Annotated in this window: 10 protein-coding genes and 1 pseudogene; 8 read left to right on the top strand and 3 right to left on the bottom strand. The window is 61.1% G+C overall.

Going from position 1 to position 14,647, the window contains the following annotated elements; translation table 11 throughout:
- Window positions 1-103: 103 nt before the first annotated feature.
- From B2Y33_RS18875 to B2Y33_RS18865, 3 genes are read left to right on the top strand one after another with little or no spacing between them, the layout of a single operon-like run.
- The gene (locus B2Y33_RS18875) at window positions 104-1,375 is read left to right on the top strand and encodes a YeaH/YhbH family protein (RefSeq protein WP_206405144.1); all 1,272 of its coding nucleotides are present in this window, start codon (window positions 104-106) and stop codon (window positions 1,373-1,375) included.
- The gene (locus tag B2Y33_RS18870) at window positions 1,372-2,940 is read left to right on the top strand and encodes a SpoVR family protein (RefSeq protein ID WP_027913624.1); all 1,569 of its coding nucleotides are present in this window, start codon (window positions 1,372-1,374) and stop codon (window positions 2,938-2,940) included. The genes B2Y33_RS18875 and B2Y33_RS18870 overlap by 4 nt, the downstream gene beginning before the upstream one ends.
- 54 nt (window positions 2,941-2,994) lie before the next feature.
- Window positions 2,995-4,101, top strand: coding sequence for a multifunctional CCA addition/repair protein (locus tag B2Y33_RS18865; RefSeq protein WP_027913623.1), 1,107 nt, complete (start codon window positions 2,995-2,997; stop codon window positions 4,099-4,101).
- Window positions 4,102-4,194: 93 nt separating this feature from the next.
- On the opposite strand, the gene folK is transcribed toward B2Y33_RS18865, so the two are convergent.
- Both folK and folB read right to left on the bottom strand, forming a co-directional pair.
- Window positions 4,195-4,704, bottom strand: coding sequence for a 2-amino-4-hydroxy-6-hydroxymethyldihydropteridine diphosphokinase (gene folK / locus B2Y33_RS18860; protein ID WP_027913622.1), 510 nt, complete (start codon window positions 4,702-4,704; stop codon window positions 4,195-4,197).
- Window positions 4,695-5,051 carry a dihydroneopterin aldolase gene (gene folB, locus B2Y33_RS18855; RefSeq protein WP_028686623.1) on the bottom strand — a complete coding sequence of 119 codons (357 nt, stop codon included), beginning with the start codon at window positions 5,049-5,051 and terminating at the stop codon, window positions 4,695-4,697. Before folB ends, folK begins: the two co-directional genes overlap by 10 nt.
- A 74-nt stretch (window positions 5,052-5,125) precedes the next feature.
- On the opposite strand from folB, the gene plsY reads away from it, so the two are divergent.
- Complete coding sequence (gene plsY, locus B2Y33_RS18850; RefSeq protein WP_027913620.1) at window positions 5,126-5,695, top strand: glycerol-3-phosphate 1-O-acyltransferase PlsY; 570 nt, start codon at window positions 5,126-5,128, stop codon at window positions 5,693-5,695.
- A 3-nt stretch (window positions 5,696-5,698) separates the two neighbouring features.
- On the opposite strand, the gene tsaD is transcribed toward plsY, so the two are convergent.
- Window positions 5,699-6,724 (bottom strand): tRNA (adenosine(37)-N6)-threonylcarbamoyltransferase complex transferase subunit TsaD, encoded by a 1,026-nt coding sequence (tsaD, locus tag B2Y33_RS18845; protein WP_027913619.1) that lies wholly within the window; start codon window positions 6,722-6,724, stop codon window positions 5,699-5,701.
- A gap of 204 nt (window positions 6,725-6,928) precedes the next feature.
- On the opposite strand from tsaD, the gene rpsU reads away from it, so the two are divergent.
- The 4 genes and pseudogenes from rpsU to B2Y33_RS18825 all read left to right on the top strand — a co-directional run.
- Window positions 6,929-7,144: a 30S ribosomal protein S21 gene (rpsU, locus tag B2Y33_RS18840; RefSeq protein ID WP_003255575.1), complete on the top strand. Its 216-nt coding sequence runs from the start codon at window positions 6,929-6,931 to the stop codon at window positions 7,142-7,144.
- Window positions 7,145-7,445: 301 nt separating this feature from the next.
- Window positions 7,446-9,422 carry a DNA primase gene (gene dnaG, locus B2Y33_RS18835; protein ID WP_023532591.1) on the top strand — a complete coding sequence of 659 codons (1,977 nt, stop codon included), beginning with the start codon at window positions 7,446-7,448 and terminating at the stop codon, window positions 9,420-9,422.
- Between the two features lie 67 nt (window positions 9,423-9,489).
- The gene (rpoD, locus tag B2Y33_RS18830; protein ID WP_027913617.1) at window positions 9,490-11,337 is read left to right on the top strand and encodes an RNA polymerase sigma factor RpoD; all 1,848 of its coding nucleotides are present in this window, start codon (window positions 9,490-9,492) and stop codon (window positions 11,335-11,337) included.
- 333 nt (window positions 11,338-11,670) lie between these two features.
- Window positions 11,671-14,634 (top strand): annotated as a pseudogene (locus B2Y33_RS18825) (EAL domain-containing protein); the annotation flags it as partial.
- Between the last annotated feature and the right edge of the window lie 13 nt (window positions 14,635-14,647).

Here is a 14,647-nt window from a genome sequence, read left to right as displayed (position 1 = left end):
CGGCGCCGGGCACCCGTTCGGCGCCAGTGCCCGCAGCTGCGGCGGCTGCTCTTTCTTGCAGCTTGAAGCTTATGGCTTGCAGCTGCTCCCCGCAGGAGGAACCATGAGCTACGTTATCGACCGACGCCTGAATGGCAAGAACAAGAGCACGGTCAACCGCCAGCGCTTTTTGCGCAGGTACCGTGATCACATCAAGAAGGCCGTGGAAGAAGCGGTCAGTCGCCGTTCCATCACAGATATGGAGCACGGCGAACAGATCAGCATCCCTGGCCGTGATATCGACGAGCCGGTGCTGCACCATGGCCGTGGCGGCAAGCAGACCGTCGTACACCCGGGTAACAAGGAATTCACCGCAGGTGAGCATATTCCCCGTCCGCAGGGTGGTGGTGGCGGCAGTGGCCGTGGCAAGGCCGGCAACGCCGGTGACGGCATGGACGACTTCGTTTTCCAGATCACTCAGGAGGAGTTCCTCGAGTTCATGTTCGAGGACCTGGAGTTGCCAAACCTGGTCAAGCGTCACCTGACCGGTGCAGACACCTTCAAGAATGTGCGCGCAGGTATTGCAAGCGAGGGTAACCCGTCACGCATCAATATCGTACGTACGCTGCGCTCGGCCCATGCCCGGCGGATCGCATTGACCGGCAGCAGCCGTGCCCTGCTTCGCGAAGCCCAGAAAGAACTTGCCCGCCTGCGCGTCGAGGAGCCTGACAACTTCACCGATATCCAGGAAATCGAGCAGGAGATCGAGCGGCTGAAGGCGCGTATCAACCGTCTGCCCTTCCTCGACACCTTCGACCTCAAGTACAACTTGCTGGTGAAACAACCGAACCCCAGTTCAAAGGCGGTCATGTTCTGCCTGATGGACGTCTCGGGTTCGATGACCCAGGCCACCAAGGACATTGCCAAGCGCTTCTTCATCCTGCTGTATCTGTTCCTAAAGCGTAACTACGACCGGATCGAAGTCGTGTTCATACGGCACCACACCAGCGCGCGCGAAGTGGATGAGGAGGAGTTCTTCTACAGTCGCGAAACCGGCGGCACCATCGTTTCCAGTGCCTTGAAGCTGATGCAGGAAATCATGGCCGAACGCTACCCGGCCAGTGACTGGAACATCTACGCGGCCCAGGCCTCGGACGGCGACAACTGGAACGACGACTCACCCATCTGCCGCGACATCCTCACCCGGCAGATCATGCCGCACGTTCAGTACTACAGTTACGTGGAAATCACCCCACGTGAACATCAGGCGCTCTGGTACGAGTACGAACGTATCGGCGATGCCTTCCCCGACACGTTCGCGCAGCAGCAATTGGTATCGGCCGGCGATATCTACCCGGTCTTCCGTGAACTCTTCCAGCGCAGGTTAGCCACATGACCGCCAGAGCACAGAGACGCCAGCCCATCTCCACCGGCTCAGAGTGGACGTTCGACCTGATCCGGACCTACGACCGGGAAATCGGCCGCCTGGCCGAACGTTACGCCCTGGACACCTACCCCAACCAGATCGAGGTGATCACCGCCGAGCAGATGATGGATGCCTACGCCTCGGTCGGAATGCCGCTGGGTTATCACCACTGGTCTTACGGCAAGCAGTTCCTCAGTACCGAGAAATCCTACAGCCGCGGGCAAATGGGGCTTGCCTACGAAATCGTCATCAACTCCGACCCCTGCATCGCCTACCTCATGGAAGAGAACACCATGTGCATGCAGGCCCTGGTGATCGCTCATGCCTGCTACGGGCACAACAGTTTCTTCAAGGGCAATTACCTGTTCCGCACCTGGACCGATGCCAGCTCCATCATCGATTACCTGGTGTTTGCCAAGCAGTACATCGCCCAGTGCGAGGAGCGTCACGGGATCGATGCGGTGGAAGACCTCATCGACTCTTGCCACGCTCTGATGAACTACGGGGTGGACCGCTACAAGCGCCCCTACCCCATTTCCGCCGAGGAAGAACGTCGCCGCCAGAAGGACCGGGAGGAGCACCTCCAACGGCAGATCAACGACCTGTGGCGCACCATTCCCAAAAGTGCCGACAAGGCCAGTGAGCGGGACGACATGCGTTTCCCCGCCGAACCCCAGGAAAACATCCTCTACTTCATCGAGAAGAACGCGCCACTGCTCGAACCCTGGCAGCGCGAGGTGGTGCGTATCGTGCGCAAGATCGCCCAGTATTTCTATCCGCAGCGCCAGACACAGGTGATGAACGAGGGCTGGGCGACCTTCTGGCACTACACGCTGATGAACGATCTGTATGACGAGGGGCTGATCACCGAAGGCTTCATGATGGAGTTCCTTCAGTCCCATACCAGCGTGGTCTTCCAGCCAGGTTTCGATAGCCCCTATTACAACGGTATCAATCCATACGCACTGGGCTTTGCCATGTACACCGACATTCGGCGCATATGCGAGGCACCCACGGAGGAAGATCGCCATTGGTTCCCGGACATTGCCGGCAGCGACTGGCTTTCGACCCTCAAGTTCGCCATGAGCAGCTTCAAGGACGAGAGTTTCATCCTTCAGTACTTGTCGCCCAAGGTGATGCGTGATCTGAAACTGTTCAGCATCCTGGACGATGACCAGCGGGACGAGCTGTACGTGCCTGCCATACACGATGATGCGGGTTATCGCACCATCCGCGAACAACTGGCTGCCCAATACAACCTCGGCAATCGCGAGCCGAACGTGCAGATATGGAGTGTTGATCGTCGCGGAGATCGCTCACTGACGCTTCGTCACCAGCAACACAACCGCAAGCCCTTGGGGAGTTCGACCGAAGAGGTGCTCAAACACCTGCATCGGTTGTGGGGGTTCGATATTCACCTGGAGACCGTGCAAGGCGACCAGGTGATGAAAACCCATCATATGCCGCCCCGTGGCGAGCACGGCGAAGGCTCCGACTACGGACGCCTGGACATGGCGGTCATTCACCACCTGTGATGCGCCCCCTGGCGGCCGGCAGGTTATGCTGTCGGCAATCAGGGGGAGTTACCTATGCACATTTACAAAGTGGGGGGCGCTGTACGCGACCGTCTACTCGGGCGCCCGGTCAGTGATATCGACTGGCTTGTGGTAGGCGCCACGGTTGAAGACATGCTTGCCGAAGGATTTCGCCCGGTAGGCGCCGACTTTCCGGTGTTCCTGCACCCCAAGACCGGTGAGGAATATGCGCTGGCCCGCACCGAGCGCAAGAGCGGCAGGGGCTACGGTGGGTTTACCTTTCACGCAAGCCCGGACGTCACACTGGAGCAAGACCTGATACGCCGCGACTTGACCATCAACGCGATGGCCGAGGACGCGTGCGGTACGCTCTACGATCCTTACCAGGGCAAGGCCGATCTCGATCGACGCCTGCTTCGCCACGTTTCTCCGGCATTCGCCGAAGATCCTCTGCGTGTATTGCGCGTGGCCCGTTTTGCTGCGCGCTATGCGCCCTTGGGTTTCAAGGTGGCCAACGACACGCTGGGGTTGATGCAGCACATCAGCGCGTCGGGTGAGTTGCTGGCGTTGACGGCAGAACGCACCTGGAAGGAAATCGAGCGGGCATTGATGGAAGCGCACCCCCAGGTATTCTTCGAAGTCCTGCGAGCGTGCAATGCCCTGCAAGTGCTGCTGCCGGAACTGGAGCCTCACCCCCAGACCCTGGCCTCACTGGAACAGGCAGCCAAGCTTCAGCTTGCTTTGCCCATACGCTGGGCCTGTCTGCTGCATCCTTTGCCCACCGCGTCGATCAAAGCGCTCAATCAGCGCCTGAAAACCCCGCGAGAATGCCAGGAGCTGTCGATGCTGACCAGCCAGTGCCTGGAGCAGGCCAATCAAGCCTTTGAGCTGCCTGCCCAGGCGCTGCTGGATCTGTTGCAAACGTTCGACGTTTACCGCAGACCGCAGCGTTTCGAGGACTTTCTAGCAGCGTGCAGGGCGATCGCGCAGGGCAACGGGCGGACAGACTACCGGCAGGCAGACTACTTGCAAGGGGCTATGGCCGCTGCCCGGGCCGTGGATGTGAAGCCGCTGGTTCAGGGTGGTCTCACCGGCCAGGCATTGGGTGAGGCCTTGAAAAATGAGCGCCTGCAGGCGCTCGATGCCTACAAGGGCAGCTAGCGACGATGCCGCGCAGCTCGCTCGACCTGCGCGGCAACCCCAGCAGCAGATGGCTGACATACCGGGACTTGCATCCGACAGTACGAGCCTCCATCAGCCAGGCGTCAGTTGCAACCCACGCCACTCGAAGGCGACTGGCGCCAGCACCTGATCGATCTGCGCCTCTTGCCATACCTGCGCCATGGTCTTGCCTACACCCGGGTGTACCAGTTCAGGCGCCAGCAGCGACAACGGCCACAGCACGAAGGCATTTTTCAGAATCTCGGCCCGGGGCAGCACCAACCCGTCGAAAGTGCCATGCAGGTCGTCATACATCAGCACGTCGATATCCAGGGGTAGGCCGAGTCGATCAGGGGCATACCGGCCATTGTCGGCCTCGATGAATTTCAGCCGCCGGTCCAGTTCGATCAACGGCAACGTCGTCTGCCCGGTCACCACGAAATTGATGAACGGCCCGCTCTTGATGCCCACCGCCTGGCTTTCGAAGGCTGGCGAGCAGCGCATGTCGGTCAGGATGGCGGCCAGCGCATCGAGGCCGGCACACAGGTGGGTGTGCCGATCGACGTTGCTGCCAAGGCCTAGGTATACCGTGCTCAGAGACATCCGCGCTCGATCTCCACGCCAACACCACCACGCGCTGCCGGCACTGCGCCCGGCTTGGTGAGCTTCAGGCGTACCCAAGGAATGCCGAACTCGTCCATCAACACGGCAACGAGGCGCTCGGCGAAGGTTTCGACCAACTCGAAGCGTGCCTGCTCGGCGAACCCCTGGATACGCGTCGAAACGCTCGCGTAATCGAGCGCCAGGGCGAGGTCGTCGCCCGCGGCCGCAGGCTTGTTGTCCCAGGCAAAGCTCAGGTCAAGCCGCAGGCACTGGCGAATATCCCGCTCCCAGTCATAGGCACCAATCACGGTATCGACTTCCAGGCCTTCGATGAACACTCTGTCCAAGCACTTCTCTCCACAGCACGACAAGGGCGACTGGCGCCGTTAGAATCAGGGCGTCCTCGCCCGGAATAGTTAGCATGTTTTGGTTACTGGCGCTGCTCGCCTACCTGCTCGGCTCGCTGTCCTTCGCCATTGTCCTGAGCCGCCTTGCAGGCAGCCCGGACCCGCGTTGCAGTGGTTCGGGCAATGCCGGCGCGACCAACATGCTGCGCCTGGCAGGGCGCAAGATGGCGATCCTGACCCTGCTTGGCGACCTGTGCAAGGGGCTGTTGCCGGTAATGCTCGCCCGCCTTGCCGGGCTGGACCTGCACGCGCAGGCCTGGATCGGTATCTGCGCAGTGCTGGGCCACCTGTTCCCCGTGTACTTTCGCTTTCGCGGTGGCAAGGGCGTCGCGACCGCGGCCGGCATGCTGGTCGGCCTGTACCTGCCTGCCGCATTGCTGGCCATCGTTGCCTGGCTGCTGACCCTGTACCTCACCCGGACCAGTTCCCTGGCTGCGCTGATCGCAACACCGCTGACCCTGCCATTGCTGGCCTGGCGCCAGCCCGAGGCCCTGCTGCCGATGACGGTACTGACCGTCCTGATCGTATGGCGCCATCGCAGTAACCTGCGTGACCTGTTTGCAGGCCGCGAGCGGCACTTCTGAGCCCTACAGGGGCGGCAGCTGCTCCATCGGCCAGCGCGCCTGCACACTGATCGCCAGGTCCTGCTGCTGCCCCACCAGCAGTCGCTGGCAGCCGGCATAGGCGATCATGGCTCCGTTGTCGGTGCAGAACTGCGGACGGGCGTAATAGACATTGCCCTTGAGGTTGCCGAGCATGTCTTCCAACGAAGCGCGCAGGGCCTTGTTGGCGCTGACCCCCCCGGCGATGACCAACCGCTTGAGGCCCGTCTGCTTGAGCGCCCGCTTGCACTTGATGGTCAGAGTCTCTACCACCGCCTGCTGGAACGCCAGGGACACGTCGCAACGGGTTTGTTCGTTGTCGTCGCCAGCCTCCCGGCACTGCTGCCAGGTATTGAGGGCAAAGGTTTTCAAGCCACTGAAACTCATTGCCAGGCCTGGCCGATCGGTCATCGGTCGTGGGAACACGAACCGGCCCGGCGTGCCGCGCTCGGCAAGCCGGGCAATTTCCGGCCCACCGGGGTAGTTCAGCCCAATGAGCTTGGCGGTCTTGTCGAACGCCTCGCCGGCCGCATCGTCCAGGCTCTCGCCGAGCAACTCGTATTGACCGATGCCATCGACGCGCACCAGCTGGGTATGACCGCCGGAAACCAACAAGGCGACGAACGGAAACGCCGGCGGGTTTTCTTCCAGCATGGGCGCCAGCAGGTGGCCCTCCATGTGGTGTACACCGATGGCCGGGATATCCCAGGCAAAGGCCAGGGCCTGGGCGCAGGAGGCACCGACCAGGAGTGCGCCGACCAGCCCGGGGCCTGCGGTATAGGCGATGGCGTCGATTTCGGTGGCCACGCAGCCCGCTTCGTCCAGCACCTGGCGGATCAGCGGCAGCATGCGCTTGACGTGGTCGCGCGATGCGAGCTCGGGCACCACGCCGCCAAATACGCGGTGCAGGTCGATCTGACTGAACAGCGCATCGGCCAGCAGGCCCCGCTCACTGTCGTATAATGCGACGCCGGTTTCGTCGCAGGATGTTTCCAATCCCAGTACTAGCATGGGCTCGTCCCTTGTGGGGGCTGAATTCGAAGGCGCGCATGATAGTCCCCGTGCAAGGTGCCGACCAGCGGTTTTCGATCAGAGGCTTTGCATTCCGGCTTGCTAAGGGTTAACATCCGCAACCCTTGAAAACCGACGTTCTCCAGCACACCTTTGTTTTGCCAGGAGCGCGTCTACCCCGGTAATGAATTAAGGTAGCCCTGGATGCCAGCCGTCAAAGTTAAAGAGAACGAACCCTTCGACGTAGCTCTGCGTCGTTTCAAGCGCTCCTGCGAAAAAGCCGGTGTACTGGCTGAAGTTCGTAGCCGCGAGTTTTACGAGAAGCCGACCGCAGAGCGTAAGCGTAAGGCAGCTGCCGCTGTCAAACGTCACGCCAAGAAAGTTCAGCGCGAACAGCGCCGCGCCGTTCGTCTGTACTAATACAGACGTTCATCGCAAAGCTTCTGCCCTGCCCGGTTAACCGCCGGGCGATGGCAGTGGTCGTTTCAAACTTGAGCAACGTGCTCAAGGCTCCATGCACCTGTTCAAGCACCGTGCATGCGGGCAACCTGCCTGAAACGTCAGAACTGGTCATTGTGCTGTAGGCCAGGCGTGCACGTCCGACTGACGGGCCTTATGGGCCGGCGACGAGCACTTATTCCCCGCATAGCTTCAAGCATCACCCGCTGCATTCGGCGCGTGAGCGATTAGACTTGCCAGTTGCCAGATTGACGAGACTGCCATGGCCGGGCTGATTCCCCAGAGTTTCATTGACGACCTCATCAACCGCCTCGACATCGTCGACGTGGTCAGTTCCCGTGTCCAACTGAAAAAAACCGGCAAGAATTATTCTGCCTGCTGCCCGTTCCACAAGGAAAAGACCCCGTCCTTCACCGTGAGCCCCGACAAGCAGTTCTATTACTGCTTTGGTTGCGGCGCCGGTGGCAATGCCCTTGGCTTCGTCATGGACCACGACAACCTGGATTTTCCCCAGGCCGTCGAGGAACTGGCACGCGCGGCAGGCATGGAAGTCCCGCGCGAGCAAGGCCGGCGCGACCAGAAACCGCGCCAGCCGACCGATTCCCCGTTGTATCCGCTGCTGGACGCCGCCTCGGAGTTCTACCGCCAGGCCCTGCGCAGTCACCCGACCCGCAAGGCGGCGGTGGAATACCTCAAGGGCCGCGGCTTATCCGGCGAAGTGGCGCGGGATTTTGGCCTGGGTTTCGCGCCGCCGGGCTGGGACAACCTGCTCAAGCACCTGGGTGCCGACACGCTGCAGCAGAAGGTCATGATCGATGCCGGCCTGCTGATCGAGAATGCCGAAACCGGTAAACGCTATGACCGCTTCCGCGATCGGGTGATGTTCCCGATTCGTGACAGCCGTGGCCGTATCATCGCCTTCGGCGGCAGGGTGCTAGGCGACGACAAGCCCAAGTACCTGAACTCCCCTGAAACGCCCGTGTTCCACAAGGGCCAGGAGCTGTACGGGCTGTACGAGGCCCGCAAGCACAACCGCAACCTCGACGAAATCATCGTGGTCGAGGGCTACATGGACGTGATTGCCCTGGCCCAGCAGGGCTTGCGCAACGCCGTGGCCACCCTGGGCACTGCCACCAGCGAAGAGCACCTCAAGCGCCTGTTTCGCGTGGTCCCGAGCGTACTGTTCTGCTTCGACGGCGACCAGGCCGGGCGCAAGGCGGCCTGGCGGGCGCTGGAGTCCGCCCTGTCGAACTTGCAGGACGGCCGTCGCGCGCGCTTTCTGTTCCTGCCCGAAGGCGAAGACCCGGACAGCCTGGTCCGCGCCGAAGGCACCGACGCCTTCATGGCCCGCATCAATCAGCACGCCCAACCGCTGGCCGATTACTTCTTCGAGCAGTTGAGCATCGAGGCAGACCCTCGCTCGCTCGAGGGCAAGGCGCACATGGCGACCCTGGCTGCACCGTTGATCGAAAAAATTCCGGGCGCCAACCTGCGTCAGCTGATGCGCAACCGCCTGCGGGACATCACCGGGCTCGATCCGCAGCAGGTCGAGCAACTGGCCCAGCAGGCCCCCGCGGCGCCCAGCGCAGACTACGATCCAGGCTATGACTACGACGCCATGGTCAGCTACACGCCTGATTACGGCGACATGCCGCAGCCCGATTATGCTGGCGCCCATCAGGAACAAGCCTGGACGCCAAAAAAGGCCGGCGGCAAGAAAGCCTGGAGCGACAAACCCTGGGACAAGCATCGCAAGGGCGGCAAGCCGTGGCAGCGTGACGAGCCCCCGCCCCGCGTGCCGGCACCGGTCGAACCGCCTACGCTGGCGGCGCTGCGTACGCTGCTGCACCATCCGCTGTTGGCCGGCAAGGTGGAGGACGCCAGCCATTTTGCCGACGAAGAACAGCTCTACAGCCAACTGCTGGTGGCATTGATCGAAGCTGCACAGAAAAATCCTGGGCTAAGCTCAATGCAGCTGATCGCACGCTGGCATGGCACCGAACAAGGTCGCCTGCTGCGGGCCTTGGCGGAGAAGGAATGGTTGATCGTGGCCGACAACCTTGAACAACAGTTTTTCGACACCATTACTAGCTTGTCCGCTCGCCAACGTGAGCGAAGCCTGGAACAACTGCTCAGGAAATCCCGTCAAAGCGAATTGACCAGCGAGGAAAAAACCCAGCTTCTCGCCTTGTTGAGCCGGAATGTTCCCGCACAAAACCCGACCTCATCTGGCGCGTGAGGTCCATGCTCGGGTATAATCCTCGGCTTGTTTTTTGCCCGCCAAGACCTTCAGTGGATAGGGTGTTATGTCCGGAAAAGCGCAACAGCAGTCTCGTATCAAAGAGTTGATCACCCGCGGTCGTGAGCAGGGCTACCTGACTTACGCGGAGGTCAACGACCACCTGCCTGAGGATATTTCAGATCCTGAACAGGTGGAAGACATCATCCGCATGATCAACGACATGGGGATCAACGTATTCGAGAGTGCTCCGGATGCGGATGCCCTTCTGTTGGCGGAAGCCGACACCGACGAAGCCGCGGCCGAAGAAGCCGCTGCTGCGTTGGCGGCAGTTGAGACCGATATCGGCCGCACGACCGACCCGGTACGCATGTACATGCGTGAAATGGGCACGGTCGAGCTGCTGACCCGTGAAGGCGAGATCGAAATCGCCAAGCGGATCGAGGAAGGCATTCGTGAAGTCATGGGCGCCATCGCCCACTTCCCGGGCACTGTCGATTACATTCTCGGCGAGTACGACCGCGTCACCACCGAAGGTGGCCGTCTGTCGGACGTCCTCAGTGGTTACATCGATCCCGATGACAACATCGCAGCACCGACAGAGGAAGTGCCGATTCCAGGCGCCAAGACTGCCGCTGCGAAGGAAGAGTCCGAGGACGAGGAAGAAGAGTCCGACAGTGACGACGAAGAAGAGACCGAAAGCGGTCCGGACCCTGTCGTTGCGGCCCAACGCTTCGGCGCGGTATCCGATCAGCTTCAGGCCACCAACAAGGTCCTGAAGAAGAACGGCCGTGATCACAAGGAAAGCATTGCTGCCCTGCAGGCACTGGCCGATCTGTTCATGCCGATCAAGCTGGTACCCAAGCAGTTCGAAGTGCTGGTCGAGCGCGTTCGCGGCGCACTGAGCCGCCTGCGTCAGCAAGAGCGCGCCATCATGCAGCTGTGCGTGCGTGATGCCCGCATGCCGCGTGCCGACTTCCTGCGCATGTTCCCGAGCAACGAAACCGACCAGACCTGGAGCGGTGACCTTGCCAAGCGCAACACCAAATGGGCTGCGGCCTTGGGTGAAAAGGACGCAGCTATCGTTGCGTGCCAGCAGAAACTGATCGACCTTGAGACCGAAACCGGCCTGACCGTTTCCGAAATCAAGGAAATCAACCGTCGCATGTCGATTGGCGAAGCCAAGGCTCGCCGCGCCAAGAAAGAAATGGTCGAGGCGAACCTGCGTCTGGTGATCTCCATCGCCAAGAAGTACACCAACCGTGGCTTGCAGTTCCTGGACCTGATCCAGGAAGGCAACATCGGCTTGATGAAGGCTGTGGACAAGTTCGAATACCGTCGCGGTTACAAGTTCTCGACCTATGCCACCTGGTGGATTCGTCAGGCGATCACTCGCTCCATCGCCGACCAGGCACGCACCATTCGTATTCCGGTGCACATGATCGAAACGATCAACAAGCTCAACCGCATTTCCCGGCAGATGCTGCAGGAAATGGGTCGTGAGCCGACCCCGGAAGAGTTGGGCGAGCGCATGGAAATGCCTGAGGACAAGATCCGCAAGGTATTGAAGATCGCCAAAGAGCCGATCTCCATGGAAACCCCGATCGGTGACGATGAAGATTCGCACCTGGGTGACTTCATCGAGGACTCGACCATGCAGTCCCCGATCGACGTGGCCACGGTCGAGAGCCTCAAGGAAGCGACCCGCGATGTCCTGTCGGGCCTCACGGCACGTGAAGCCAAGGTCCTGCGCATGCGCTTCGGCATCGACATGAACACCGATCACACCCTTGAAGAAGTGGGTAAGCAGTTCGACGTGACCCGCGAGCGGATCCGTCAGATCGAGGCGAAGGCGCTGCGCAAGCTGCGTCACCCGACTCGAAGCGAGCACCTGCGCTCCTTCCTCGACGAGTGATGACTAACCCCGGCCCAGGCCGGGGTTTTTTCTAGGCTTCGCACACCACTGGCCATCCGTCTCCAAGGCCCTGTTAAGCCTGAAAAAACCTCCCTGACACCCATCCCAGAGGTGATTGGCCGTCTACACTCGACTCAGACCATTTGAATGCGAGAGGCCGCTATGCCCCTGATGCCGGCAATCCTGCTGGTGACCCTGAGCCTGTGGACCACGACGGGCGTTGCGCAAGTGCAACAGCCAAGTTCGGTCGCCGAGTACGTCGCCGTGGCGATGCCCAGCCCAACCACGGCGCAACCCGACTCCCCGCAAGCCTCCGCACAGCACGGCACTGCCCGCATGTTCTGGTCCGATCTGGTGGTGTACGGCGTACCCACCGTATTGTTGCTGGTACTGGTGCTGGCCACGGTCATGCGTATCAACCGGCGCCTGAGCTCCGAAATCTCCCGGCGCATCGCACTGGAACAGGAGCTGCGCAGCAGCGAGTACCATTACCGTGGTCTGGTCGAGAGCCTTTCAGCCATCGCCTGGGAAGCGGACGTGAACGATTTCACGTACAGCTATGTATCGCCCCATGCCGAAGCTTTGCTCGGTTACCCCCTGAGCAATTGGCTAAAGCCCGGTTTCTGGCGCAGCATCGTGCACCCTGACGATGCGTTATGGGCCCAGGCCTACTGCGAAAGCGAAACTGCCGCCGGGCGCGACCACAGCCTGGATTACCGGGTGATTCGTGCCGATGGCCAAGCGTTGTGGGTGCGCAACATCGTCAGCATGATCAAGCATGGTCACCAGCCCGTCATGCGCGGCCTGATGATCGACATCAGTGAAACCAAGCGCACCGAAGATGCGCTGCGTCTGTCCGAGCAGAAGTTTGCCTCGGTGTTCCAGCAGTGCCCGGACATCTTGCTGATCGCCCGCCACAGCGACGGCTGCTTGCTGGAGGTCAACGAAGCGTTCGAGGAGCAGATAGGCCTGACGCCTGGCCAGGTCATCGGCCGGACGGCGACCGAGCTCAATCTATGGGCAGTCGAGGGTTCAGGCCCTCGCTTGCTGGAGCGCCTGCACCTGGGCGGCATCCGCAACCTGGAAATGAGCTTCAGGCGCAGCAACGGCCAGGTGTTTACAGGGCTTACGTCTGCTGAAACCTTCGAACTCGACGGCACACCTGCGCTGGTGGTCGCCGTACGGGACATCAGCCAGCTCAAGGAAACCCAGCAACAACTGCAGATTTCCGAAGAAAAGTTCGCCAAGGCGTTTCATGCCTCACCAGACGGCCTGTTGCTGTCCCGTCAGCACGATGGCTTGCTGCTGGAGGTCAACGACGGGTTTTGCCGCCTGACCGGCTACGCCCTGCACCCGACCCTGGACCAGACGTCGCTGGACCTTGGCATCTGGGTAGACCTCAATGAACGCAAGCGTCTGCTCGACCAGCTCAACCGAGAAGGCTTCGTACGCGACTTCACCTGCCATATCCGCCGTAGCGACGGGCAGATTCGCCTGTGCGAATTGTCTGCGCGCCCGCTGCCAATCGCCGGCACCGACTGTATGTTGACCATCGCCCGGGACATTACCGAGCGCCACCTGATGCAGGAAAAACTGCAACTGGCCGCCACAGTGTTCGAAAACACGGCCGAGGGCGTGCTGATCACCGACATCGACCAGCGCATCAGTGCGGTGAACCGTGCCTTCAGCGAGATCACCGGCTACAGCGAGATCGAAGCGCTGGGCCAGACCCCCCGCCTGCTCGCCTCGGGCCAGCATGACAGCGCCTTCTACGCTGCCCTGTGGCATCAACTGACCGATGAAGGGCACTGGCAGGGCGAGATCTACAACAAACGCAAGAACGGCGAGCTGTACCCTAGCTGGCTGACCATCAGTGCCGTGCGCAATGCCGAGCGCGAGATCACGCACTTCGTGGCGGTGTTCGCCGACATCTCCAGCATCAAGCACGCACAAGCCGAGCTGGACTACCAGGCACATCACGACCCCCTTACTGGCCTGCCCAACCGTACCCTGTTCGAAAATCGGCTCCAAGCCGTGCTGACCTGTGGACAACTGTCCAATCGCCAAGGCGCCGTGCTGTTCCTGGACCTGGACCGTTTCAAGCACATCAACGACAGCCTCGGCCATCCGGTAGGCGACCTGCTGCTCAAGGGCATCGCACAGCGCCTCAAAGAGCAGGTGCGCGACGTGGACACCGTGGCGCGCCTGGGGGGCGACGAATTCATCATCCTGCTGCCTGGCCTGCACAAGCCCAGTGACGCGAGCACCATCGCCAACAAGCTGCTGGCGTGTTTCAACGCCCCCTTCCAGGCCGGCGAGCATGAGTTCTTCACCAGCGCCAGCATCGGCATAAGCCTCTACCCACACGACGGCAGCGATGTCGCCACGCTCATCCGCAACGCCGATGCCGCCATGTACCGCTCCAAGGCCAAGGGGCGCAACCGGGTGGAAGTCTATACCCGCGACCTTACCGCCCAGGCCAGTGAGCGTGTTGCCCTGGAGCACGAACTGCGCCGGGCCATCGAACGCAACGAGATGAGCCTGTGCTTCCAGCCCAAGCTCAGCCTGCAAACCCAGACCCTGGTCGGTGCCGAAGCCTTGATCCGCTGGAGCCACCCGACATTTGGCGAAGTGCCACCGGAGCATTTCATCCACCTGGCAGAGGAAAACGGCACTATCCTGCAACTGGGCGATTGGGTACTGGAACAGGCCTGCCGCCAGATGCAAGTCTGGAAACAGCGTTACGAACCCTTTGGCCCGCTGTCGATCAACCTGGCCGGCGCGCAGCTTCGCCAACCCAACCTGGCACGGCGCATCGAGGCACTGCTCAAGCAACACCAACTCAAGGCCGGCGATCTACAGCTGGAGATCACCGAAAACTTCATCATGAGCCAAGCCGAAGAAGCCCTCGCGGTTCTGCACCAGTTGAAGAAATTGGGCGTGCAACTGGCGATCGACGATTTTGGCACCGGTTATTCGTCGTTGAGCTACCTCAAGCGGCTGCCGCTGGACATCCTCAAGATCGACAAATCCTTCATCCGCGGCCTGCCCGACGACCCCCACGATGCCGCTATCGCCCGCGCCATCATCGCGCTGGGCCGCAGCATGCAGCTGACCATCATTGCCGAAGGCGTCGAGAACCAGGCCCAGCAGCGATTTCTGGCTACCGAAGGCTGCGAGCAGATCCAGGGCTACATCGTCAGCCTGCCCTTGCTGCCGGAGGAATTCGCTGCGCAATTTCTTCGTATAGCACTAACGGATCTTTCGGATGGCACAGGTGCGAAACCCTCGTTATAATCGCGCCTCCTAC

The sequence above is a fragment of the Pseudomonas sp. UBA5666 genome, from assembly GCF_002420785.1.
Lineage (GTDB): Bacteria > Pseudomonadota > Gammaproteobacteria > Pseudomonadales > Pseudomonadaceae > Aquipseudomonas > Aquipseudomonas fulva.
This window is presented reverse-complemented; position numbering and strand designations above follow the sequence as displayed.